This window comes from Streptomyces sp. NPDC102283 (assembly GCF_044766265.1).
In the GTDB taxonomy this organism is placed as follows: domain Bacteria; phylum Actinomycetota; class Actinomycetes; order Streptomycetales; family Streptomycetaceae; genus Streptomyces.
Map to the genome: position 1 here is coordinate 1 of NZ_JBIWLQ010000034.1, position 23644 is coordinate 23644.

Consider the following 23644-nt stretch of genomic DNA (forward strand, 5'->3'; position numbering starts at 1 on the left):
ACCACCCGCCGTAACAGCCACACCCCAGGCAGAGGAACCGACAGCGGCACCGCCAGCGACACCGGCCGAAGTGCCCGCCTCCCCTCCGACCACGGGCCCCGGGCCGCGTATGCCCGAAGCGGAACTGCCCGAGCCGGACATGCCTGAGCCCCCGCCCGTACCGCCGCCGCCCTCCCTCGCAACGCCCCCGCCCCCGTCCCCGCCACCCCCACTCTTCGTACCGCTGGTCCCGCCCCCGACCGCGCCCAAGCCCCCACCCCCGCCTCTCCCCCAGCCCGACGAACTGACCCCGGAACTCGACCGCGCCGCCACCGCGCTCCTCAGCGACCTACGCCGTAACACTCCGGAGTTGACCCTCTCCGAAGCCGACATCCGTCAACTGGCCCCCGGCGTCGCGGCCTGGCTCGAACGCGCCGCCCACCCCGACGCCATCCGCCGCACCCTCACCACCGACCTGCCCCACCCCCTCAGACGCCCCGCCCTGCTCCTCAAACACCGCCTCACCGCCCTCCTGCCCCCACCCCTCCCCAGCGCCCACGACCTCACCACCCCCACCCGCCCCCGCATCGCCATCACGCCCTTCCAGACCTGCGACGCCTGCGAACGCGCCTTCCGCTCCCCCACCCCCGGCCACTGCCGAGACTGCCGCGAGGACCGGGCACACCGCACGCACCGGAGGGAAGGCACCCGAACTGCCGCCGTCTGAACTGGCGAGCGCTGCCGCACGGACAGCACGACCGCATGGCTTTCGTCACAGCGAAGAGAGGGAATCCGAGAGCAACTGCGCGCTTTCGTGACGTCTGTCCGCTCCGGGTGACGCCTCCCCTCCCCCGGGCCCGGAATAATGCCCCGCCCCCCCTCACAGGATCCCCATACGATCGGCACAGGTCGCCCGCGTGATCGTTCCGCCGTGGCAGCCGCCCCACAACGTTTTCCGCCGTTCGGACCCGACCCAAGGGATCATGTGAAGATTCGCCGCGCTCTCGCCACCGCCGTCGCCGCCGCCGTGACCGCTCCCGCCGTGCTGCTCTCCGTCACCCCCGCGTTCGCCGACACCAAGCCGGTGACGCAGACGCAGAACAAGTCGAGCAAGCCGACCATCAAGGAACTGGAGGCGGCCGCCGCCGAGGCGCAGAAGGCGTACGACAAGGCCGTCGAGGCGAAGGCGGACGCCCTGCTGGTGCTGAAGGAGACGCTCGACGCCCTCGACACCACCCACCCCCTGGCGGTCGCCGCCGCGGCGGCCGAGCAGGCCGCCAAGGACGCCGCCACCGCGAAGACCGACGCCGACGAGGCCGTGATCGTCGCGAAGGCCGCCCTCGAAGCCCTGCCCAAGGACGCCACGGAGAAGGAGAAGGCCGACGCGGCGACCGCGGTCTCCGAGGCCGAGGCGATCGCGGCGACGGCTGCCACCGCCAAGACCGCCGCCGACACCAAGGCCGCCGAGACCGATGAGGCACGCGACGACGCCCGGGTCGCGGCGGCCCGCGCCTACGGCGTGTTCGGCAAGGCCGTGGACGACGCGCTCGCCGCGAAGATCGCCGCCGACGCGGCGCTGGCCCAGGCCAAGAAGGAGGCGGAGGAGGAGGGCGAGGACTGCGAGCCCGAGCAGGACCTCACCGCCGAGGTGACCGGCCTGCCGACCAAGCTCGTCGCCGGGACGACCACCGCCTTCTCCATCCGGGTGACCAACGGCTCCGACCGGCACATGGACGAGATCATCGCCTACACCGGAATCCACGCGACCGACAAGACCGGTCTCAAGGACACGGGCAAGTTCTTCAGCCTCCAGTGGTCCTCCGAGTCGTCCCCGAAGTGGAAGAACGTCAAGGACGACTACATCGACGCCGTCGGCGCGCTGAAGCCCGGCGCCCGGACCGACCTGAAGATGCGCCTCACCCTCGACAAGGCCACCCCGGCCGGCAACGGTGTCGCCTTCATCGCGGCCGACTTCTACAACGAGGACGGCTCCTGCGGCGGGACGCCCGGCGCGGACATGTACGAGTTCGACGTGAAGGCCGCCGGCAGCAAGCCCGGCAAGACCGAGGACGCCAAGCCCAAGCCCTCCACGACCACGGGGTCCGGCGGCAACGGCTCCGGCCACCAGCCGCAGGGCTCGACGTCGGGCACCCCGGCGGGCAACGGCAGCCTCGCCGCCACGGGTTCGTCCTCCGCCACCACCTCGATCGCCCTCGCGGGCGGCGCGGCCGTGCTGCTCGGCGCGGCGGCGGTGTTCGTCGTCCGTCGCCGGAAGACCGGTTCCGACGCCTGACGGTAGCTCAAAGAACTAACGCCTAGGGGGCGGTGGGCCGATGTGGCCCGCCGCCCCCTTCGCGCTGCGCTCTCAGCTCGTACGGGAGGTCCGGAACCTGCGCCGGTACTCCGTCGGCGTCGCGTTCAGCCGCCGCCGGAACGCCCGAACCAGGGTGTCCACCGTGCCGAACCCGCAGACGGACGCGATGCGTTCGAGAGTGGCGTCGGAGGACTCCAGTTCGTTGCGCGCCTTCTCCACCCGGACGGACTCGATGTAGGCGTACGGGGTGGTGTTCAGCTCGGTCCTGAAGATCCGGGTGAGGTGGCGGTCGCTGACGTGCGCGTACGCCGCGAGGTCGACGACGGTGAGCCGGCTGCCGAGGTTGCGCAGGATGTGGTGGCGCAGGTCCTCGATGCGCCGCGTCGCCGAGATCTGCTCCAGCGGAACGCTGAACTGGCTCTGGCCGCTCGGCCGCTTCAGATACATCACGAGCTGGCGGGCGACCCGCAGGGCGACGGCCTCGCCGAGGTCGTCGGCGACCAGGGCGAGCGACAGGTCGAGGCAGGCGCTGATCCCGGCCCCGGTCCAGATGTCGCCCTCGCGGATGAAGATCGGATCGGCGTCGACCTCGATCTCCGGGTGTGCGGCGGCGAGTTGTCCTGCGGTCGACCAGTGGGTGGTGGCGCGTATGCCGTCGAGCAGCCCGGCGGCGGCCAGCAGATGCGCCCCGACGCAGACGGAGGCGACCCGCCGGCTCCGCCCGGCGAGTTCCTTGACCCGCTCCACCACCACGGGGTCGACGAGCGCGTGCACCCGCCGCTCGCTGTCGACCTCCACCGAGCCGGGCACGATGAGGGTGTCGATGCCCCGCCCGGCAGCCTCCCGGAAGGTGAGGTCCGGAAGGACGCGGACCCCGGCGCCGGTGGTGACGGGGTCCATGGACTCGGCGGCCAGGACGACCTCGTATCCGTCCGCGTCGTCGGCTTCGCGCCGGGCGAGCGAGAACACCTCCGGCGGTCCGGTGACGTCGAGCAGGTCGACGCCCTCGAAGAGGACGATGACGACGAGGCGTCCGACCGGGCCCATGCCCATGCCCTCCATGCCGTCCATGCCTGACCTCCCTGATCAGCCGTACGTCCGGGGAGGGCGGCCGCCCTCGAAGGCGTATGTCGGTATCTGCATGTTAGACGTCATTGCAGACATCCCTGCCCGGGCCCTAGCGTCGGGAGCGGCTCGCCACCCGAGCGCATCCCTCCCCGACGTACGACACCCCGAGGCGGTACACCCGTGTCCCGAACCACCCTGCGCGAACTCAACGGCTTCGACGCGACCCCGGCCGCGCTCGCCGGCTCCACGCTGATCCTGGTCGACTACCAGAACACCTACACCCGCGGCGTGATGGAACTCGACGGCTGGCAGGACGCGCTGGACGCCGCCGCGCGCCTGCTGGCCCGGGCCCGGGAGGCGGGGACCCGGGTCGTCCACGTCATCAACGACGGCGGCGAGGGCACTCCGTACGACATCCGGGCCGAGATCGGGCGGATACACCCGGCCCTCGCCCCGGCCGACGGCGAGACCGTCGTCGTCAAGAAGGCTCCGGACTCCTTCCACGGCACCGACCTGGGCGAGCACGTCCCGGAGGGCGAGGACGTGATCATCGCGGGGTGGATGACCCATATGTGCGTGGCGTTCACCGCCCAGGGCGCGTTCCTGCGCGGCAACCGCCCCACGGTCGTCGCCGACGCCTGCGCGACCCGGTCGCTGCCGGTCGCCGGGACCGACCTCGACGCCCGCCAGGTGCACCGCGCCGCGCTGGCCACCATCGGCGACCTGTACGGGGTGGTCGTCCCGACGCAGGAGTCCCTGCGGTAGCCCGGGAGAGGTGGCCACGGGCCGGAAAATCCGCGCGCGCGCCCTCCGTACCGCGTGATACACCTCCCTGCCATGACCACCCGACCTGGTGACGCCATGCCCGACCTGGTGACGGAGCGGCTCGTCCTGCACCCGATATCCGTGGCCGAGGCCGAACGGATGGTGGCGGGCGAGCCGGCCGCCGACGCGGACTGGGAGCCGGGATTCCCGACCGAGGACGATGTGTCCGTGGCCCGGCGCTTCCTGGAGCGCTGCTCGACCACGGGCGATCCCCGGCCGTTCGGCCCGTACGCGATCCGCCGCCGCTCGGACCACCGGGTGATCGGCGGCGTGGATTTCCACACCCCTCCCGACGAACACGGCCACGTCACGATCGGCTACGGCGTCATCCCCTCCGCCCAGGGCAGGGGCTACGCCTCCGAAGCCCTCCGCGCGCTGCTGTCGTTCGCCCGGGCGGGCGGCGTCGTCGCGGTGAAGGGCGACGCCGACCACGACAACGTCGCGTCCCAGCACGTGATGACGGCGGCGGGAATGCTTCCGGTCGGGGAGGACGAACGCGTGAAGTACTTCGCCGTCACGTGGACCGATACGGCGAAGTGAACCCGGCCCGGCGAGGCCAGGCCCGGCCCCGAGGCTCAGCCGTTCCGAAGCTCCGGCGCTCGGCCGATCCGCCGCCCCGCCGCTCCATCGTTCCGTCGTTCCGTCGTTCCGTCGTTGCGCGTCAGCCAGTGGTACCGCCGTGGCGCCGCAGCACGTGCACGGCCCGGTCGAAGGCCGAGTCCCTCTTCTTCTCGAACTCCTCCTTCGTGAAGACCGGTTCGGTGAAGTGCGGCGGAATGCCCGTGCCGTCGAAGGTCCTGCCCGAACGGGTCAGGAACTCCTCGTTCGGCAGCCAGGCGGTCATGCCGCCCGGCAGCTTGCGCATCATGACGTCCGAGAAGACCCCCTGGGTGGGCTGCCCGATCCGGACCGTCCTGCCGGGCCGGTCCATGAGGGCCTGGACGAAGGTCTCCCCCGCGCTGAAGGTCGAGCCGCCGGTCAGCACGGCGACCGGCCCGGTGTGACGGGGGCCCTGGGCGGGAGTGACGTGCACGGCCTGGGGGCGCGTGTGCGCGGTGGGGTCCGCGGGGTCGTTGCGGGCGCGCTTGGAGTAGGCGACGTAGGGGGAGTCGGTGAGGCGCTCGGCGATGCGGATCCCCAGGGCGTCGGAGCCTCCGCCGTTGATGCGCAGGTCGATGATCAGGCCGTTCGGGCTCCGGGGGCGTTCCCGGCCGAGGGCCGCGTCCATCGCCCGGTCGAGCTCGGCCAGTTGGGCGGCATGGGAGGTGTCGGCGCCCGCGTAGCCGCCGAAGCCGGAGATACGCAGATAGCCCTGCCCGCCGGGAAGGTCGGCGTAGGTGATCCGGCCGGCGGCGAAGTCCTGAAGATTCCGGGCCTTCGCCAGGTCGCGCTCCAGGATGAACTTCTTGGTGTCGGCGTCCAGCTTCCCGTTGGGCACGACGGTGCCGGGGCGGGGCTCGGCGAAGATCCGGTCGCCGTCCTGGACGGCGACATGGGCGTCGTGGAGCGGCTCGACCATCTCGCTGAAGACGGCGAACAGCTCGTCCCGGGGCGTCCCGGCGTGCACCGCGGGCCGGTACCGGTCGCGTTGGGCGTGCCAGTCGACGCCCTTGGCGGAGAAGAAGGGGTAGTTCTCCTCGAAGGACTGCCAGAAGACGTCGAAGGCGGCGAGCGGCCCCTCGGGGGCCGTACGCGTGCAGGCGGCGGGCAACTCCGGGATCCGGCTCAGCTTCCGGTCGCCGACGGAGCCGTCCGCCCGCACGGACGCGCGGTCGCGTCCTCCGCCGACGTGCACGGTGAGGACCGTGCCGTCGGGCAGGGTGTAGGCGCCGGGTCCGGTGCGCTGCGCGGAGTCGCCCTGGATACAACTGACGGCGGTGGTCTGGTACTCCTGGAAGGTTCCGCCCTGGATGGAGACCACGGTGCCGTAGCCGTCCATGCGCCAGGTTCCGTCGGTGGCCGACCGGTGGGCGGTGGCGGTCGGCTGGTGAGTGGTGGCGGTCGACTGGTGGGCGGTGGCGGTCGGCGCGGCTCCACCGGCGAGGGCCAACGCGACAGCGGCGGCCGTGACCATCTGCACGATGTTGCCTTCTCTGTAGGCGACTTACTGCGACAGCCCCACGTTCCCCGACAAGGCGCTCTCCCGACCATCCGGCTGTCCGGATGATCGATGCTGGGGCCAGCACCACCCGCTACCGGGGGCACCCCCAGGAAGGCCGGCCGGCGTGCCGGACCGCCGGTGGTCGTTCACGGCCGGCCTCATCGCGTACGCGGCCGGCGCCCGGCGGCGCGTGACGTCAGGTCATCTCACCAGGCGTCCGTCGCGGCGCGTCCCGGTGCGTCCCGGTGCGTCCGGTCACCAGCACCGAGCGCAGATGAGCCCGCAGCGTCCTCCGGACACGTTCGTTGCCGAGTGATCCGTGCGGTGTGACCGCGTCGAGGATCAGACCGCCCAGGATCGCGATGAGCCGCTCCGCCTCCTCGGCGGGCTCGGGCACCCCGAGAACGTCCAGGGCCTGCGTGATCACCTGCCGCATGTCGGCGGCCATCCGCTCGGTCACCGGACGGAAGACCGGATTCACCCGCGCCGCGACGATGAACTCCATCAGCACGATCGACTCGACGCGCCGTTCGTCGTCGAGCGGCAGCAACTCCTCGACGAGAGCCTGCAACGCGTCCACGGCAGGTTCGCCGTCGAGTCCGACCAGGGTGTCGGTCGGACGGCGGGTGAGCCTCTTCCCCATACGGTCGCCGACTTCGTCCGCGGCCGCGACGAGAAGATTGCGGTGATCGTCGAAATAGTGACGCACCGACCCGATGTTCAGCCCCGACTCAACAGCTACCTTCCGCAGTGAGAGACCGGTTATGCCTTCGGCGACCAAGAGGCGAAAGGCCGCCTCGACGACATCTTTGCGGCGCTTTTCGAGATCGATCCGAGCTGGCATTCTTCAAAAATATCACAGCCGTGATAACAGGGTGTGGAGCTTGAGCGGAGCCCCTCACTCAGCCGCGCCGGCGCACGACGCGCTTCTCGTCCCACACCGGAGCGGGCGACTCGTAGACGGCGCCATCGGCACCGAAGACCAGGAACCGGTCGAAGTCCCGGGCGAACCACCGGTCGTGCGTCACCGCGAGCACGGTCCCTTCGAAGCCGTGGAGCGCGTGCTGCAACGCCTCGGCGGAGACGAGGTCGAGGTTGTCGGTGGGTTCGTCCAGCAGGAGCAGCGTCGTACCGCCGAGTTCGAGCAGGAGGATCTGGAAGCGCGCCTGCTGCCCGCCGGACAGCGAGCCGAACTCCTGCTCCGCCGCACCCGCCAGTTCGTAGCGCGCCAGCACCCGTGAGGCCTCCTCGCGCGGCAGCCCCTCCCGGCGCTCGTCCCCGCGGTGCAGGATGGACAGGAGCGTGCGGCCGGCGAGATCGGGCCGCCCGTGGACCTGGGCGAACCAGCCGGGACGCACCCGCGCGCCCAGCCGCGCCACGCCCCGGTGCGACACGGGCTCGACCGGAAGATCGCCCACCGGCTCGTGCTCGGGCTCGGGGGCGCTGCCTCCGGCGGCGAGCAGGCGCAGGAAGTGCGACTTGCCCGAACCGTTGGAGCCGAGCACGGCGACCCGGTCGCCGAACCGGACCTCCAGGTCGAACGGCCTCATCAGCCCGGTGAGCTCCAGGCCGGCACAGATCACGGCCCGCTTTCCCGTACGCCCGCCGCGCAGCCGCATCGCCAGCTGCTGCTCGCGCGGGCGCGCGGGCGGCGGGCCCGCGCTCTCGAACCGGTCGAGACGGGTCTGCGCGGAACGGTAGCGGGAGGCCATGTCCGAGTTGTAGGAGGCCTTCTGCCGGTACATCCGCACGAGCGCCTTCAGCTTGGCGCGCTCCTCGTCCCAGCGGGTGCGCATCTCGTCGAACCGCTCGAACCGGTCGGTCCGCGCCCGGTGGTAGCTGTCGAAACCGCCGGGATGGACCCAGGCGGTGTTCCCCGCCGCGCCGAGCTCGACCGTGATGATGCTCTGCGCCGTGCGTGCCAGCAGTTCGCGGTCGTGGCTGATGTACAGGACGGTCTTGGGTGTCTCCAGGAGGCGCTCCTCCAGCCAGCGCTTGCCGGGAACGTCCAGGTAGTTGTCGGGCTCGTCGAGCATCAGCACCTGGTCGGGGCCGCGCAGCAGCGCCTCCAGGACGAGCCGCTTCTGCTCACCGCCCGACAGCGAGTCCACCGAGCGCAGCCCGCACCGGTCGAACGGCATACCGAGGGCCTCGGTGGTGCAGACGTCCCACAGCACTTCGACGTCGTAGCCGCCGGCGTCGCCCCAGTCCGCCAGCGCTGCCGCGTAGGCCATCTGCGCCTTGGTGTCCCCGCTCGCATCCAGGGCCGCTTCCGCCGCGTCCACGGCGGCGGCGGCCCGGCGGATCCGGGGGTCCGCCACCGACACCAGCAGATCGCGTACCTGGTCACCCTCGCGGGCGATGAACTGCCGCATGACTCCCAGGCTTCCGCCCCGGCTCACCGCACCACTGTGCGCCGCGAGGTCCCCGGCGATGATCCGCAGCAGCGTGGTCTTGCCGGACCCGTTGGCGCCGATCAGCGCGGCCTTGGTCCCCTCCCCGACCCGGAACGCGATCTCGTCCAGTAATACCCGGCCGTCCGGCAGCCCGTAAGAGACAGAGTTGACATCGATATATCCCACAGTCGTGACATTATCACGGGTGTGATAAATGAAACCCGGGATTTGCGGCCGCCGCTGCGACCATGGTGCGAACGAACCTCCCCGCCGCTTTCCGCCGCTCTCCGCCGCACGGTCGATGGGACGCGAAAGGGGCGGCGGGCGCTCAGGCCCACCGCCCCCTCACCCAACGGGAGTTACTGGATGACCGTGATCCGGTCCGTCGCCGGCGGGGCCAGCGGGTCGGTGGCCGTGGAGTGGGCGGCCAGATAGGCGTTGAACAGGTCCAGGTCGGAGGCGCCGACCAGCTTGTTCGTGCCCTGGCCGAGGGCCGCGAAGCCGTCGCCGCCGCCCGCGAGGAACTCGTTCATCGCGACGCGGTAGCTCTTGGCCGGGTCGATCGCCGCACCGTTCAGCTTGATGGTGTCGGTGACCACGCGGGCCGCGCCCGTCTTCGTCAGGTCGAGGGTGTACGTCAGGCCCCTGGAGACCTGGAGGATCTTCGGGCTCGCCTCGTTCGCGCCGCTGACCTGCTGCTGGAGCGCGGTGACCAACTGCGCGCCGGTCAGGTCGACGACGTTCATCATGTTGGTGAACGGCTGCACGGTGAACGCCTCGCCGTAGGTGACGACCCCGTCGCCCTCACCGCCCGACGCCTTGTGCACCAGGTCCGCGCGGATGCCGCCCGGGTTCATGAACGCCACCTCCGCGCCGCCCTTGTCGGCAGGGGCCAGGCCTTCGAGCTGGGCGTCGGCGATGACGTTGCCGAGCGGCTTCTCGGGGGCCGTGGAACCGCGGCCGTCGATGTCGGCGCTGATCCAGCCCTGCGGCTTGCTCGCGATGGGCGCCGCGAGGGCATTCCAGCGGGTGATCAGGTCCGTCATGTCCTGGGCCCTGCGGTCCGGGTGACGGGTGACGATGTGGTTCGCGGACTTCACCGACGTACGGACGATGTCCTTGGTGCGGCGGTCGTAGGTGAGCGTGGTGTCCGTGTACAGCTTGCCGAACGACGAGGCCGAGGTGACCATGCGCGGCTTGCCCGCCGGGTCCGGGACGGTGCACACGTACGCCTGGTGGGTGTGGCCCGTGACCAGGGCGTCCACCTTCGGCGTGATGCCCTTCGCGATGTCGACGATCGGGCCGGAGATGCCGTCGCCCGCGCCGGGGCTGTCGCAGTCGTAGTTGTACGAGGTGGAGGCCGGGGCCCCGCCCTCGTGGATCAGCGCGACGATGGACTTGACGCCCTTGCGGTCCAGCTCGCGGGCGTACTTGTTGATCGTCTCGACCTCGTCGTGGAACTTGAGGCCCTTGACGCCGTTCGCGGTGACGATGTCCGGGGTGCCCTCCAGCGTCACACCGATGAAGCCGATCTTGACGCCGTTCTTCTTCCAGACGGTGTACGGCTTCAGCAGCGGCCTGCCGGTCTTCTCCTTGGTCACGTTGGCCGCGAGGTAGGGGAAGTCCGCTCCCTTGAACTTCCTGCCCTTCTCGTAACAGCCCTCGACCGGGTGGCAGCCGCCGTTCTGGAGGCGGGCCAGCTCGGCCGCGCCCTCGTCGAACTCGTGGTTGCCGACCGCCGAGACGTCCAGGTCGAGGCCGTTCAGCGCCTCGATCGTCGGCTCGTCGTGGAAGAGGCCCGACAGCAGCGGGCTCGCGCCGACCATGTCGCCGCCGGCCGCCGTGACGGAGTACGGGTTGCCCTTGCGCGCGGTGCGCAGCGAGGCCGCCAGGTACTCGACGCCACCGGCCGGGATCGCCTTCACCGTGCCGTCGGGCTGCGTCTCGGAGACGTTGCCCGCGGAACCGGCCGGCGGCTCCAGGTTGCCGTGCAGGTCGTTGAACGACAGCAACTGCACGTCGACGGTACGGGGCTTGTGCCCATGGCCGTGCCCGTGGCCCCGGTCCTGGGCGTCGGCCGGCATCGCGGCGACGAGCGCGCCCATGGTGGCCAGACCGGCCGCGGCGGCGAGCACCCGCCGTGTCGCACGGTTCTTCTGCGGAGTCGCTGACATCGGTCCCCTTGTGTGTCAGTGCTGTCGGTGGTGTCGGTGGTATCGGTGGGATCAGTCGTGTCGCTGGTGTCACGTCTGGGATCCTGCGTGCCGCAGCCTAGAGTCAACGCGCGTAGCGCAACAGGTGTTCGGGGTTACGGACTGGTTGCCATCCGGCCAAATGGCTCGTCAGGAACGCTTCCACCAGCACGCTCATCACCCGTATGGATCACATATCCGAGCAGAAACGTCACCTCACGCATCACCACCGGAAACCTGTACGCCATGGAGAACGAACTCACGGCCACGGCGAAGGTGCCGGGCCAGCAGCGACAACCGTCGGCAGAACACGCCGCCGGGCTTCCCGACGGCTTCCTCGACATGGTCGACGACCTCAAGACGATCGTCCGCGGCGCCCATGTCCGCGCACAGCTCACGGTCAACACCGAGATGCTCCGGATGTACTGGGAGATCGGACGGACCATCCTGGAGCGCCAGCGCGGGGAGAAGTGGGGCACGAAGGTCATCGAGCGGATCGCCACGGAGCTGCGGACGGAGTTCCCGCAGCAGCGGGGATTCGGCACGCGCAACCTTCAGTACATGCAGCAGATGGCCAGGATCTGGCCCGACTCAATTGCGCAACAGACTGTTGCGCAATTGCCCTGGGGTCACGTCGTCCTCATCATGGGCAAGTGCGCGACCCGCTTCGAGCGTGACTTCTACGCCCAGCACGCCGTCCACCACGGCTGGTCGCGTACGCATCTGGAATCGGTCATCCACCGGCAGCTGCACCTCGCCGAAGGAGCGGCCGCGAACAACTTCGACGTCAGCCTGCCCGGGAAGTCCGACGCCGTACGGCAGATCCTCAAGGACCCCTACCGCCTCGACTTCACCGAACTCACGGGCCGGCCGGCTGAGCGCGATCTGGAGGACGCGCTCGTCGACAACCTCGTGCGGTTCCTGACCGAACTGGGCGTCGGGTTCGCCTTCGTCGGACGCCAGTACCCGATCGTGGTCGGTGACTCCGAGTACCGCATCGATCTTCTCTTCTACCACTGCAAGCTGCACTGCTACGTCGTGCTGGAGCTGAAGACCCGTAAGGCACGGGCCGAGCACTTCGGGCAGCTCGGGTTCTACGTCTCGGTGGTGGACGACCTGGTCAGGGACAAGGAGCGGGACGAGCCCACGCTCGGCATCCTGATCGCCGAGAGCAGGGACCGGGCCATGGTGGAGTACGCCCTGCGCGGCTACAACACCCCGCTCGCCGTCAGCACGTACGCCGGGCTCCCCGAAGGGGTCCGGGAGCTGCTGCCCAGCGCGGAGGACCTCTCGCGCATCGCGGACCACGTCCTCAACGCCACGCCACCGCCCGAGGACGCCTGACCGCCCCTCCGTCCGGGGCAGTGCAGTGGCCCGGGCTCCCCCACCGTCACGCGGCACCGCCACCCCGCCGCGCCCCCGCCGAACGCGCCCGTCGCCGTACGCTCGGAGGCATGACGACTGACGCACCCCTCCCCGCTCCCGGACGCGAGGTCCACACCCTCGACGCACTCGACTCCGCGCAGGCCGACGCCGTCCTCGCGCTGCTCGCCGAGGCCGCCCGGTCGGACGGCCGGCAGGCGGTCTCCGAGCAGGGCAGGCTCCGGATCCGGGGCGGACACCGCGACGGCGTACGGCACTTCCTCCTCATCGTCGACGGCACGCTCGCCGGGTACGCCCAGCTGGAGGACACCGACCCGGTCGAGGCCCCGGCCGCCGAGCTGGTCGTGCACCCCGACCGGCGCGGCCACGGGCACGGCCGGGCGCTCGGCGCGGCCCTCCTCGCCGCGACCGGCAAGCGGCTGCGGGTCTGGGCACACGGCGGCAGCTCCGCCGCCCGCCACCTGGCCCAGGTCCTCGGCCTCTCCCTCTTCCGCGAGCTGCGCCAGCTCCGGCGGAGCCTGGTCCCGCTCGACCTCGCGGAGCCGGCACTGCCCGAGGGCGTCACCGTACGGACCTTCGAGCCGGGCCGGGACGACGCCGCCTGGCTCGCGGTGAACCGGGCCGCGTTCGCCCACCACCCCGAGCAGGGGTCCCTGACCCAGCAGGACCTGGACGACCGCAAGGCGGAGCCCTGGTTCGACCCGAAGGGCTTCTTCCTGGCCGAGCGGGACGGGGAGCTCGTCGGCTTCCACTGGACGAAGGTGCACGCCGAGGAACGGCTCGGCGAGGTGTACGTGGTCGGCGTCCTGCCCGAGGCCCAGGGCGGCGGCCTCGGCAAGGCGCTGACCTCGATCGGGCTGCACCACCTGGCCGCCGAGGCGCTGCCCACCGCGATGCTCTACGTGGACGCGGACAACACGGCGGCCGTGACGGTGTACGAGCGCATCGGCTTCACCACGCACGAGGTGGACCTGATGTACCGCACGGAGTCCTGACGCCCGCGTCCTGACACCCACGTTCTGACCCCCCGCCAGGACGACCAGGGGCGGCGTCACTTGACGCCGCCCCTTCTTTGCACCACCCTTTCACTACTCAATTAGTGAAAGGGTGGTGCAGCGCATGACAGCCGAATCCGCAGCGGTCGAGTTCCGCATCGACCGGCGCAGCGGCGTCGCCACCTACCTCCAGATCGTCCAGCAGACGAAGCAGGCCCTGCGCCTGGGCGTGCTCGAACCGGGCGACCGGCTGCCGACCGCCCGCGAGGTCGTGGAAGCCACGGCGATCAACCCGAACACGGTCCTCAAGGCCTATCGCGAGCTGGAGCGCGAGGGGCTCGTCGAGGCCCGCCGCGGGCTCGGCACCTTCGTCCGCAGGACGTTGGGCACATTGGGCACGCTGGGCGGCGCGGCCGCCGCGACCGCCGCCGACGCACCACTGCGCACCGAACTCGCCGACTGGGCCCGCCGGGCCCGGGCGGCCGGCCTGGAGAAGGACGACGTCGGCGCGCTCTTCACCGCCGTACTGGACAGCACGTACAAGGGGGACGAGGAACGATGACCGGCGTCGCGATCGAGGCACACGGCCTCGGAAGGACCTACGGGCGCGGTGGCGGCCGCCACCGCGCCCTGCACGACTGCTCGTTCCGGCTGCCCGCCGGCCGCGTCTGCGCCCTCGTCGGGCCCAACGGCGCGGGCAAGTCGACCCTGCTGAACCTGGCGGCCGGGCTGGACCGCCCCAGCGCCGGGTCCCTCACCGTCCTCGGCTCCACGGTCCCCGGCGACGTACGCGACCGCATCGCCTTCGTCTCCCAGGACAAGCCCCTGTACCCGCAGCTCACCGTCGCCGACACGCTGTGGGCCGGGGCCGAGCTGAACCCCGGGCGCTGGGACCGCGCCACCGCCGAACGGATCGCGGGACCGCTGCCGCGCAAGGCCCGCGTCCGCACTCTCTCCGGCGGGCAGCGGACCCGGCTCGCGCTGGCCCTCGCCCTCGGCAAGCGGCCCGAACTGATGCTGCTGGACGAACCGATGGCCGACCTGGATCCGCTCGCCCGGCACGAGCTGATGGGCGTCCTGATGGCGGAGACCGCCGAGCACGGCACCACGATCGTGATGTCCTCGCACATCCTCACCGAGCTGGAGGGCGCCTGCGACTTCCTCCTGTTCGTCGACGGCGGGCGCGTACGGCTCGGCGGCGAGAGCGACGACATCGTCGGCGCGCACGCCCTGCTCACCGGCCGGGCCCGCGACCTGGCCCCGCACACCGTCGTCGAAGCCCGCACGACGGGCCGTCAGCTCACCGCGCTCGTCAGGAAGGAGGGCCCCGTGGACACCACCGCCTGGGCCGTCACCGAACCGTCCCTGGAGGAGCTGCTGCTCGCCCACCTCCGCTCGCCGGACGCCCCGCCGCTGCTGACGCCGAGCGCGAGCGTCGTCGCGGGCGCGGCCCGTACGGAGGTGGCGGCCGCATGAGCACCCTCACGCCGCCGAAGCCTGAAGCGGCCACGACCGCTCCCGCCCGCGTCACCCTGCGGGGGCCCGTGCGGGTGCTGCTGCGCGTGCACCGCAAGGCACTCTGGGCGGGAGCCGCCCTGCTGGTCATCGGCATCGGCATCGTCGTCGCGCTCCGCGTCTGGATGGCCTCATCGAAGGTGCTGTGCGCCGACGGGGACACCACCCCGTGCGGCGACGACATCTACGTCTCCAGCTACGCCCACACGTCCACCGAGACCTTCCTGACCGACGGTGGTGGGGTACTGCTCCTGCTGGCCGGGCTCATCGGCGTCTTCGTCGCGGGCCCGCTGATCGCCCGCGAACTGGAGAGCGGCACGTTCCGGTTGGCCTGGGCACAGGCCGTCTCCCCCGCCCGCTGGCTCACCGCGCGGCTGGCCGTACCCGCCGCACTCACGGTCACCGGCCTGATGATCCTGGTCATCGTCTACCGCTGGGGGCTCTGGGCGCTCCGGGCGGGCCCGAACAACCCGGGGCTCAGGTGGTACGCCAGTGGGGTGTTCCCCGGCACCGGGCCCGCGATCCTCGGTTACGCGCTGCTGGCCGTGGCGGTCGGGGCCCTGTGCGCGGTGCTCGTCCGCCGCACCGTCCTGTCCATGTCCCTGAGCGCGCTCGTGCTCGCGGCCGTGGGCATCGGCCTCAGCACACGGCGGTACCTGCTGTGGCCCGCCGTCCTCCGTCAGGGCCAGGAAGGCCCCGCGCTGCTGCGTGACAGCGACTGGCACCTGGAGGGCGGCATGCTCACAGCGTCGGGCAGCAAGGTGTACTGGCAGGACTGCTACCACGCCGGCTCGGTGGACGGCTACGAAGCCTGTATGAGCGACCGGGGCGGGGTGACCCCGTTCGCCGAGGTGCACCCCGCCTCCCACTACTGGCCCCTCCAGCTCGTCGAGACCGGCATCCTGCTCGCCCTCGCCGCCCTCGCCGTGTTCGCCGCCTTCCGGGTCCTGCGCCGCCTGCACGGCTGAGCGGACCCGTCCGGCAGAAGACCGCCGTCCGGGCCCCGCGAGGGGTGGGCCCGGACGGCGGGCTGCTCCTCGGGCGCGTACGGCCCGCCCCCGAGGGGCAGCCCGGCGCACCGGACAAGCACGCCCGCCCCCGCTCGGCAACCCGGCGCCCCGAACACGTACAGTGACGGCGAGGCCCACCCGCAGGCACACCGCTTCCTGTACGTCATGTCGCCGTTACCGGCCATTCAGACGCCCTTGCGACCCTCACGGGATGCAGCCAGCTGTGCCCGCCCCCCGCCGCAACGGGAGAGCCCGGGGAAACGCCACTCAGGGCTCCCCCGGCCGTGACCCGGGGTTTCCCGGGCCTTCCGCGATCTTTCCGGGCTCCGACGCGCCTGAGGAGCGCTCAGCGCGGAACAATAGGTCCATGAGCCAGCAGCCCAGCTCCGAGGTCCCGGTCCAGCCCACCGCCCAGCCGTCCGTCGGTTCACTCGCCGCGCACCGGCCGCACGCCACCCCGGCGTCCAACGGGGTCGGCTTCTCCACCGCCGCCGATCTGGACCCCGATCTGGACGCCGACGCGGACGCCTACGAGCCCGACCGGGACGGCGACGAGCTGCCCCAGGGCCGCTTCCTGGACCGCGAACGCAGCTGGCTCGCGTTCAACGAACGCGTCCTGGAACTGGCCGAGGACCCGGCCACGCCCATCCTGGAGCGGGCCAACTTCCTCGCGATCTTCGCGTCCAACCTGGACGAGTTCTTCATGGTCCGGGTGGCCGGCCTCAAGCGCCGCATCGCCACCGGCGTCGCCACCCGCTCCGCCTCCGGCCTCCAGCCCCGCGAGGTCCTGGACCTCATCTGGACCCGCTCGCGCGAGCTCATGGCCCGGCACGCCGCCTGCTACCAGCAGGACATCGCCCCCGACCTGTCCGACGAGGGCATCCAGCTGATCCGCTGGCCGGACCTGACCGAGAAGGAACAGGCCCGCCTGTTCACCTTCTTCCGGCAGCGCGTCTTCCCGGTCCTGACCCCGCTGGCCGTCGACCCCGCGCACCCCTTCCCGTACATCTCCGGGCTCTCCCTCAACCTCGCCGTCGTCGTCCGCAACCCGGTCAGCGGCCACCGCCACTTCGCCCGGGTCAAGGTCCCGCCGCTGCTGACCCGCTTCCTGGAGGCCTCGCCCCAGCGGTACGTCCCCATCGAGGACATCATCGCGGCCCACCTGGAAGAGCTGTTCCCGGGCATGGAGGTGCTGGCGCACCACATGTTCCGGGTCACCAGGAACGAGGACCTGGAGGTCGAGGAGGACGACGCGGAGAATCTCCTCCAGGCCCTGGAGAAGGAGCTCATGCGCCGCCGGTTCGGCCCGCCGGTGCGCCTGGAGGTCGAGGAGTCCATCGACCCGTACGTCCTGGACCTGCTGGTCCGCGAGCTGAAGGTGTCCGACGCGGAGGTCTACCCGCTGCCCGGACCGCTCGACCTGACCGGGCTGTTCGCCATCGCCTCGCTGGACCGGCCGGAGCTGAAGTTCCCCAAGTTCATCGCGGGCACCCACCGGGACCTGGCCGAGGTGGAGTCCGCCTCGGCGCCCGACATCTTCGCCGCCCTGCGCGAACGCGACGTCCTGCTCCACCACCCGTACGACTCGTTCTCCACCTCCGTCCAGGCGTTCCTGGAACAGGCGGCGGGCGACCCGGACGTGCTGGCCATCAAGCAGACGCTCTACCGCACCTCCGGCGACTCCCCGATAGTGGACGCCCTCATCGACGCCGCCGAGTCCGGCAAGCAGGTCCTCGTCCTCGTCGAGATCAAGGCCCGCTTCGACGAGCAGGCCAACATCAAGTGGGCCCGCAAGCTGGAGGAGTCCGGCTGCCACGTCGTGTACGGACTCGTCGGGCTGAAGACCCACTGCAAGCTCTCCCTGGTCGTCCGCCAGGAGGGCGACACGCTGCGCCGCTACTCCCACGTCGGCACCGGCAACTACCACCCGAAGACGGCCCGGCTGTACGAGGACCTCGGCCTGCTCACGGCCGACCCGCAGGTCGGGGCGGACCTCTCCGACCTGTTCAACCGGCTCTCCGGCTACTCCCGTCGCGAGACCTACCGGCGTCTCCTGGTCGCCCCGAAGTCCCTGCGCGACGGGCTGATCGCCCGGATCAACAAGGAGATCGCCCACCACCGCGCGGGCCGCCCCGCCTACGTCCGGATCAAGGTCAACTCGATGGTCGACGAAGCGATCATCGACGCCTGCTACCGGGCCGCCCAGGCGGGCGTCCCCGTCGACGTCTGGGTGCGCGGGATCTGCGCGATCCGCCCCGGCGTCGCCGGGCTCTCCGAGAACATCCGGGTCCGCTCCATACTCGGCCGCTTCCTCGAACACTCCCGGGTCTTCTCCTTCGGCAACGGCGGCGAGCCCGAGGTGTGGTTCGGCAGCGCCGACATGATGCACCGCAACCTCGACCGCCGGATCGAAGCCCTGGTCCGGGTCACCGACCCCGCCCACCGCGCCGCACTCAGCCGACTCCTGGAGACCGGTATGGCCGACACCACCGCCTCCTGGCACCTGGGCCCCGACGGGAACTGGACCCGGCACGCCACGGACGCGGACGGCCAGCCGCTGCGGCACGTCCAGGAAATGCTCATCGACGCCCGGAGGCGCAGGCGTGCGACGCCCTGACCAGCAGACGACGACCCGGCCGACGCCGGACGCGGCCCCCGGCACCTCACCGGACGCGCCGCCCACCGAGGCCACGGGACCGGGGACACCGGGCCGGACCGACGCCACCGGAGCGGCCCGCCCCGCGGCCCCCACCGGAGCCCGTCCCACCGGGGACCTGAGCACGGAGGCGGCCCTCGCGCCCTACCTCCGGGGGCAGGCAGCCGACTTCCTGCGGAGCCTGCGCCTGCACCACGAGCACAGCGCCCCCGCGGACTCCGGCGGCCACGACGCCGCGGCCGCCACCCGCGCCCTGCGCCGCTCGGCCCGCCGGATCAGCGGCTGCCTGCACACCTTCCGGGCCGCGCTCGACCCGCTCTGGGCCGATCAGCTCCGCGCCGAGCTGGCCTGGCTCTCCGGCATCCTCGCCCGCGAACACGCCTACGCCGGCCGCCTCACCCGGCTCGTCGAGGCCCTGCACCAACTCTCGGGCCCGGCCCTCCCCGCCGCCCGGGGCATCCGCGCCGCCGGGGAGAGCGCCACCTCCGACGCCCAGGGCCGCGCCGCCCTCGGGGTCGGGACCGCTCGGGCCGGCGCGCTCCTGGAACGCCGCCTCACCCTCGCCCGGACCCGGTCCCACTCCGCGGCCCTCCAGGCGCTCGGCTCCTCCCGCTTCCACGCGGTCGCCGACGCCGTGGCGCTCCTGGCCTCCGACGTCCCGCTCGCCCCCGGCCCCGCCGGCCGGACCGCCGAGGCCCTCCTGGAACCCGCCGAACGCGCCGAGCAGCGCCTCCTCGCCGCCGTGGCCGCCCTGCCGCCCGAGGACACGGAGCCGTACAACGAGGCGCAGGACGCGGCGTGGCACCAGGCCCGCCTGCTGCTGCGGCTGCACCGCTACGCCCACGAGGTCGTCCTCGGCGCCGCCGACCCGGCCCTGACCGGCGCGGGCCACGCCCTCGACCTGCACCGGGACGCCGTGGAGGCGGCCGGGGCGGCGGCAGCGGCGGCCCGCACCCCCCGGATCGCCCCGGCCACGGCGTACGCGCTGGGCGTGCTCCACGCGGACCAGCGCCACGAGGTGGAGGCGGCACGGGCCGTCTTCCGGGAGACCTGGCCGTACGCCGCGGCCCTGAGCGCCCGATGAGCGGGGACCTGGGGGCCACCGGGCCCACGAAGAACCGCACCGGCACCGTCCTGGCCGCGGGCTGCGTGCTGTGGCGCCGCGCCCCGGGCGAGGACGGGGCCGGGGTGGAGGTCTGCCTGGTCCACCGGCCCCGCTACGACGACTGGTCCTTCCCCAAGGGCAAGCTGAAGCGCGGCGAGGACCCGCTGGCCGCCGCCGTACGGGAGGTCCTGGAGGAGACCGGCCATCATTGCGCCCCGGGGGACCGGCTGCCGACCTCCCGCTATCAGGTGGACGGCCGGCCCAAGGAGGTCGCCTACTGGGCGGCCGAGGCGACGGGCGGCTCCTTCGCCGCCAACGACGAGGTGGACCGCATCCTGTGGCTGGCCCCCGACGCCGCCCGCGTCCGGCTCACCCGGCCCCGCGACGTCCAGCAGCTGATCGCCCTGCTGGACGCCCTCGCCGCGCCCTGACGGCTCCCTCACCGGTCCGTGCCCCGAAGGCCCTGACCACCGCTCCGGTGCGGCCCGCACCCGCCTGCCCGACACGGTTCACCTGCCGTTCACTCTCTCCCGTTGGCGGCTTCACCTGTTCTGCCTAATTTCGGACGTACACGGTGCGCGGCGGCAAGCCACAGCACCGCTCCTCATCGCACGCCGTCGTAGAACGAACTGACCACGGCGGCTCCTGGAAGGAACACCCGAAAGTGAAGCTTCAGCGCAAGAACCGGCTTCGTGCCACCGCGCTCGGTGCCCTCGCCGTCTCCGGCGCCCTGGTCCTCACGGCGTGCGGTTCGGACGACAACACCGGTGGCGGTACGGCCGGCGCGGGCGAGAAGACGACCGCCGCGTCGAACGTCGACTGCGGCAAGGCCAAGGGCCAGCTGCGTGCCTCCGGCTCCAGCGCCCAGAAGAACGCCATGGACCTCTGGGTCAAGAACTACATGGCCGCCTGTTCCGGCGTGGAGATCAACTACAACTCCTCCTCCTCCGGCGAGGGCATCGTCGCCTTCAACCAGGGCACCGTCGGCTTCGCCGGCTCCGACTCGGCGCTGAAGCCCGAGGAGGTCGCCGACTCGAAGAAGATGTGCAAGACCGGCCAGGGCATCAACCTCCCGATGGTCGGCGGCCCGGTCGCGATCGGCTTCAAGCTGGAGGGCGTCGACAGCCTCACGCTCGACGCCTCGACCCTCGCCAAGATCTTCGACACGAAGATCAAGAAGTGGAACGACCCGGCGATCGCCAAGCTGAACGAGGGCGTCGAGCTGCCCGACAAGGCGATCCAGGCCTTCCACCGCTCCGAGGACTCCGGCACCACGCAGAACCTCGGCAAGTACCTCGGCGCCGCGGCCCCGAGCGACTGGAAGTACGAGGCCGAGAAGAAGTGGCCGGCCCCCGGTGGCCAGGCCGCCTCCGGCTCCTCCGGCGTCGCTGCCCAGGTCAAGCAGGTCGACGGCTCGATCGGCTACTTCGAGCTCTCCTACGCCAAGTCCCAGTCCATCCCGACCGTGGACATCAACACCGGCGGCGCCACCCCGGTGAAGGCCACCTCGGAGAACGCTTCCAAGGCCATCGCCGCCGCCAAGGTCAAGGGCACCGGCAAGGACCTGGCGCTCGACCTCGACTACACGACCAAGGCCGAGGGCGCCTACCCGCTGGTCCTGGTGACGTACGAGGTCGTCTGCGACAGCGGCAACAAGCCCGAGACGCTCGACACCGTCAAGTCCTTCCTCTCCTACGCCGCCTCCGACGACGGCCAGAAGATCCTGACCGACGCCGGCTACGCCCCGATCCCGGCCGAGATCAACGCCAAGGTCCGCGAGACCATCGGCTCCCTCTCGTAACACCCGGGGCGGCCGGGCCCACCCGGCCCGGCCGCCCACCGGCGTAACCGTCAGCGGCGCCCCGCGCCACCGACGCGACACGTCACCGGCAGGCCGGCCCGGCGCACCCCTCCGGACCGGCCCGCCTCCCGCCCACTCTCCATCCGGTGCACCGCCGCCAGGGGAGCACACCGCTCCCCCACACAGACCGGAAAGACCATGGCTTCCACCACACCGATAGACACGCCACCGGCGCCGCCGGTCCCGCGGCCCAGCCCCCGGAGCACCGGGCGCATGGGCGACAAGATCTTCCTGGGCCTCTCCCGCGGCTCGGGCATCCTGCTGCTCGTGATCATGGCGTCTATCGCCGTGTTCCTCACCTACCGCTCCGTCATCGCCATCTCGAAGAACGAGGGCAACTTCCTCACCACCTTCGACTGGAACCCGGCCGGCGACCCGCCGGTCTTCGGCATCGCGGTCCTGCTCTTCGGCACCGTCGTCAGCTCGATCATCGCGATGCTCATCGCGGTTCCGATCGCTGTCGGCATCGCCCTGTTCATCTCGCACTACGCGCCGCGCAAGCTGGCCGCCCCCATCGCGTACGTGGTCGACCTGCTGGCCGCCGTGCCGAGCATCGTCTACGGCATCTGGGGCGCGCTCGTCCTGGTGCCGTACCTGGAGGGCCTGAACCTCTGGCTCGACCAGTTCTTCGGCTGGACGTACATCTTCGAGAAGACCGAGGTCGGCGTCGCCCGCTCGCTCTTCACCGTCGGCATCCTGCTCGCGATCATGATCCTGCCGATCGTGACCAGCGTCAGCCGCGAGGTCTTCCTCCAGGTCCCGAAGATGAACGAGGAGGCCGCGCTCGCGCTCGGCGCCACCCGCTGGGAGGTCATCCGCCTCTCGGTGCTGCCCTTCGGCCGCTCCGGCGTCATCTCCGCCTCGATGCTCGGCCTCGGCCGCGCGCTCGGCGAGACGATGGCCGTCGCCACGGTCCTCTCCCCGAGCTTCCTCATCTCGATGCACGTGCTCAACCCGGGCGGCGGGACGTTCGCCCAGAACATCGCGGCCAAGTTCGGCGAGGCCGACGCGTTCGGGCGGGACGCCCTGATCGCCTCCGGCCTCGTCCTCTTCGTCCTCACCCTGCTGGTCAACGGCGCGGCCCGGCTCATCATCGCCCGCCGCAAGGAGTACTCGGGGGCCAACGCATGAGCCACGCACCCACCGGCGTCATCGAGCGCCCGACGCCCGCATCACCCGGTCCCCAGGGCAGCCTCGGCAGCCGCTCCCTGCCCCGCCTCGCCCCGCTCGGCTTCGCCGTCGTCTCGGTCGCGCTCGGCGTCGGCGTCTCGCTGGCCGCCGGCTGGGAGAGCCGCATCCAGTGGGGCATGATCTCGGCCCTGCTCTTCCTGGCCATCTCCTACGTCGCCACGACGGTCGTCGAGAACCAGCGCCAGGCCAAGGACCGCCTCGCCACCAGCGTGATGTGGGTCTGCTTCCTGATCGCCGTCGTCCCGCTGGCCTCGCTCCTGTGGACGACGATCGTCCGCGGCTCGGAGCGCCTGGACGGCTACTTCCTCACCCACTCGATGGCCGGTGTGCTCGGTTCCGAGGCCAGCGGCGGCGTGTACCACGCGCTGGTCGGCACCCTGGAGCAGGTCGGCATCGCCACGGTGATCTCCGCCCCGCTCGGCCTGCTGACCGCCGTGTACCTCGTCGAGTACGGCAAGGGCTCGCTGGCCAAGGCCGTCACGTTCTTCGTCGACGTGATGACGGGCATCCCGTCCATCGTGGCCGGTCTCTTCATCCTGTCGATCATGCTGATCGCCAACCTGGAGCCCTCCGGCCTGATGGGGGCGCTGGCCCTGACGATCCTGATGATCCCCGTCGTGGTCCGCTCCACCGAGGAGATGCTCAAGCTCGTCCCCAACGAGCTGCGCGAGGCCTCCCTCGCCCTCGGCATCCCGAAGTGGCGCACCATCCTGAAGGTGGTCCTGCCCACCGCGATCGGCGGCATCACCACGGGCGTCATGCTCGCCATCGCCCGTATCGCCGGTGAGACCGCGCCGATCATCCTGCTGGTCTTCGGCAGCCAGCTGATCAACACGAACCCCTTCGAAGGCGCCCAGTCCTCACTGCCCTTCTACATCTACGAGCAGTACAAGATCGGCGAGGCCGCGTCCTACGACCGCGCCTGGGCCGCCGCCCTGGTGCTGATCGCCTTCGTCATGATCCTGAATCTGGTGGCCCGCGGCATAGCCCGCTGGAAGGCCCCGAAGACCGGTCGCTGACGCGGCCACAGCGACCCCCGAAAGAAGCAGTGAT

Annotated in this window: 19 protein-coding genes and 1 pseudogene; 15 read left to right on the forward strand and 5 right to left on the reverse strand. The window is 71.5% G+C overall.

Annotation, left to right across the window (positions count from 1 at the left end; translation table 11 throughout):
* A pseudogene (locus ACIRJT_RS37605) lies at window positions 1–706 on the forward strand (hypothetical protein); the annotation flags it as partial.
* A 258-nt stretch (window positions 707–964) separates the two neighbouring features.
* Window positions 965–2272, forward strand: a complete 1308-nt coding sequence (locus tag ACIRJT_RS37610; RefSeq protein WP_403918787.1) for an LAETG motif-containing sortase-dependent surface protein — start codon at window positions 965–967, stop codon at window positions 2270–2272.
* Between the two features lie 72 nt (window positions 2273–2344).
* On the opposite strand, the gene ACIRJT_RS37615 is transcribed toward ACIRJT_RS37610, so the two are convergent.
* Window positions 2345–3340: a GlxA family transcriptional regulator gene (locus tag ACIRJT_RS37615; protein WP_403918892.1), complete on the reverse strand. Its 996-nt coding sequence runs from the start codon at window positions 3338–3340 to the stop codon at window positions 2345–2347.
* Window positions 3341–3541: 201 nt separating this feature from the next.
* Here ACIRJT_RS37615 and ACIRJT_RS37620 point away from each other — a divergent pair, with 201 nt between their 5' ends.
* Together ACIRJT_RS37620 and ACIRJT_RS37625 are read left to right on the forward strand one after the other, a co-directional pair.
* The gene (locus ACIRJT_RS37620) at window positions 3542–4126 is read left to right on the forward strand and encodes an isochorismatase family protein (RefSeq protein WP_403918790.1); all 585 of its coding nucleotides are present in this window, start codon (window positions 3542–3544) and stop codon (window positions 4124–4126) included.
* Between the two features lie 96 nt (window positions 4127–4222).
* The gene (locus ACIRJT_RS37625; RefSeq protein WP_403918894.1) at window positions 4223–4726 is read left to right on the forward strand and encodes a GNAT family N-acetyltransferase; all 504 of its coding nucleotides are present in this window, start codon (window positions 4223–4225) and stop codon (window positions 4724–4726) included.
* A gap of 121 nt (window positions 4727–4847) precedes the next feature.
* On the opposite strand, the gene ACIRJT_RS37630 is transcribed toward ACIRJT_RS37625, so the two are convergent.
* From ACIRJT_RS37630 to ACIRJT_RS37645, 4 genes are all read right to left on the reverse strand, one after another.
* Entirely contained in the window at window positions 4848–6266 is a 1419-nt protein-coding gene (locus tag ACIRJT_RS37630) for a S41 family peptidase (RefSeq protein ID WP_403918793.1), read from the reverse strand.
* Window positions 6267–6483: 217 nt separating this feature from the next.
* Window positions 6484–7131, reverse strand: coding sequence for a TetR/AcrR family transcriptional regulator (locus ACIRJT_RS37635; protein WP_403918796.1), 648 nt, complete (start codon window positions 7129–7131; stop codon window positions 6484–6486).
* A 58-nt stretch (window positions 7132–7189) separates the two neighbouring features.
* Window positions 7190–8869, reverse strand: a complete 1680-nt coding sequence (locus ACIRJT_RS37640) for an ATP-binding cassette domain-containing protein (RefSeq protein WP_403918799.1) — start codon at window positions 8867–8869, stop codon at window positions 7190–7192.
* 173 nt (window positions 8870–9042) lie between these two features.
* Window positions 9043–10857 carry a bifunctional metallophosphatase/5'-nucleotidase gene (locus ACIRJT_RS37645; RefSeq protein WP_403918802.1) on the reverse strand — a complete coding sequence of 605 codons (1815 nt, stop codon included), beginning with the start codon at window positions 10855–10857 and terminating at the stop codon, window positions 9043–9045.
* A gap of 264 nt (window positions 10858–11121) precedes the next feature.
* Here ACIRJT_RS37645 and ACIRJT_RS37650 point away from each other — a divergent pair, with 264 nt between their 5' ends.
* The 11 genes from ACIRJT_RS37650 to pstA all read left to right on the forward strand — a co-directional run bounded on the left by ACIRJT_RS37650 (window position 11122) and on the right by pstA (window position 23610).
* A complete protein-coding gene (locus tag ACIRJT_RS37650) occupies window positions 11122–12219 on the forward strand; it encodes a YhcG family protein (RefSeq protein WP_403918805.1) in 1098 nt (365 codons plus the stop codon).
* A 110-nt stretch (window positions 12220–12329) separates the two neighbouring features.
* Window positions 12330–13253, forward strand: a complete 924-nt coding sequence (gene mshD, locus ACIRJT_RS37655; protein WP_403918808.1) for a mycothiol synthase — start codon at window positions 12330–12332, stop codon at window positions 13251–13253.
* Between the two features lie 124 nt (window positions 13254–13377).
* Window positions 13378–13815, forward strand: coding sequence for a GntR family transcriptional regulator (locus ACIRJT_RS37660; protein WP_403918810.1), 438 nt, complete (start codon window positions 13378–13380; stop codon window positions 13813–13815).
* The gene (locus tag ACIRJT_RS37665; protein ID WP_403918813.1) at window positions 13812–14729 is read left to right on the forward strand and encodes an ABC transporter ATP-binding protein; all 918 of its coding nucleotides are present in this window, start codon (window positions 13812–13814) and stop codon (window positions 14727–14729) included. The genes ACIRJT_RS37660 and ACIRJT_RS37665 overlap by 4 nt, the downstream gene beginning before the upstream one ends.
* Window positions 14726–15736 carry an ABC transporter permease gene (locus ACIRJT_RS37670; RefSeq protein WP_403918816.1) on the forward strand — a complete coding sequence of 337 codons (1011 nt, stop codon included), beginning with the start codon at window positions 14726–14728 and terminating at the stop codon, window positions 15734–15736. The genes ACIRJT_RS37665 and ACIRJT_RS37670 overlap by 4 nt, the downstream gene beginning before the upstream one ends.
* Window positions 15737–16145: 409 nt before the next feature.
* Entirely contained in the window at window positions 16146–18395 is a 2250-nt protein-coding gene (locus tag ACIRJT_RS37675) for an RNA degradosome polyphosphate kinase (protein ID WP_403918819.1), read from the forward strand.
* Window positions 18382–19518 (forward strand): CHAD domain-containing protein, encoded by a 1137-nt coding sequence (locus ACIRJT_RS37680; RefSeq protein WP_403918822.1) that lies wholly within the window; start codon window positions 18382–18384, stop codon window positions 19516–19518. The genes ACIRJT_RS37675 and ACIRJT_RS37680 overlap by 14 nt, the downstream gene beginning before the upstream one ends.
* Window positions 19515–19970, forward strand: coding sequence for an NUDIX hydrolase (locus tag ACIRJT_RS37685; protein ID WP_403918825.1), 456 nt, complete (start codon window positions 19515–19517; stop codon window positions 19968–19970). The genes ACIRJT_RS37680 and ACIRJT_RS37685 overlap by 4 nt, the downstream gene beginning before the upstream one ends.
* A 233-nt stretch (window positions 19971–20203) precedes the next feature.
* Window positions 20204–21340, forward strand: coding sequence for a phosphate ABC transporter substrate-binding protein PstS (gene pstS / locus ACIRJT_RS37690; RefSeq protein WP_403918828.1), 1137 nt, complete (start codon window positions 20204–20206; stop codon window positions 21338–21340).
* Between the two features lie 198 nt (window positions 21341–21538).
* On the forward strand, window positions 21539–22531 hold the full coding sequence (gene pstC, locus ACIRJT_RS37695; protein ID WP_403918831.1) for a phosphate ABC transporter permease subunit PstC: 993 nt from the start codon (window positions 21539–21541) through the stop codon (window positions 22529–22531).
* Window positions 22528–23610: a phosphate ABC transporter permease PstA gene (pstA, locus tag ACIRJT_RS37700; protein ID WP_403918834.1), complete on the forward strand. Its 1083-nt coding sequence runs from the start codon at window positions 22528–22530 to the stop codon at window positions 23608–23610. The genes pstC and pstA overlap by 4 nt, the downstream gene beginning before the upstream one ends.
* The last annotated feature ends 34 nt before the right edge of the window (window positions 23611–23644 follow it).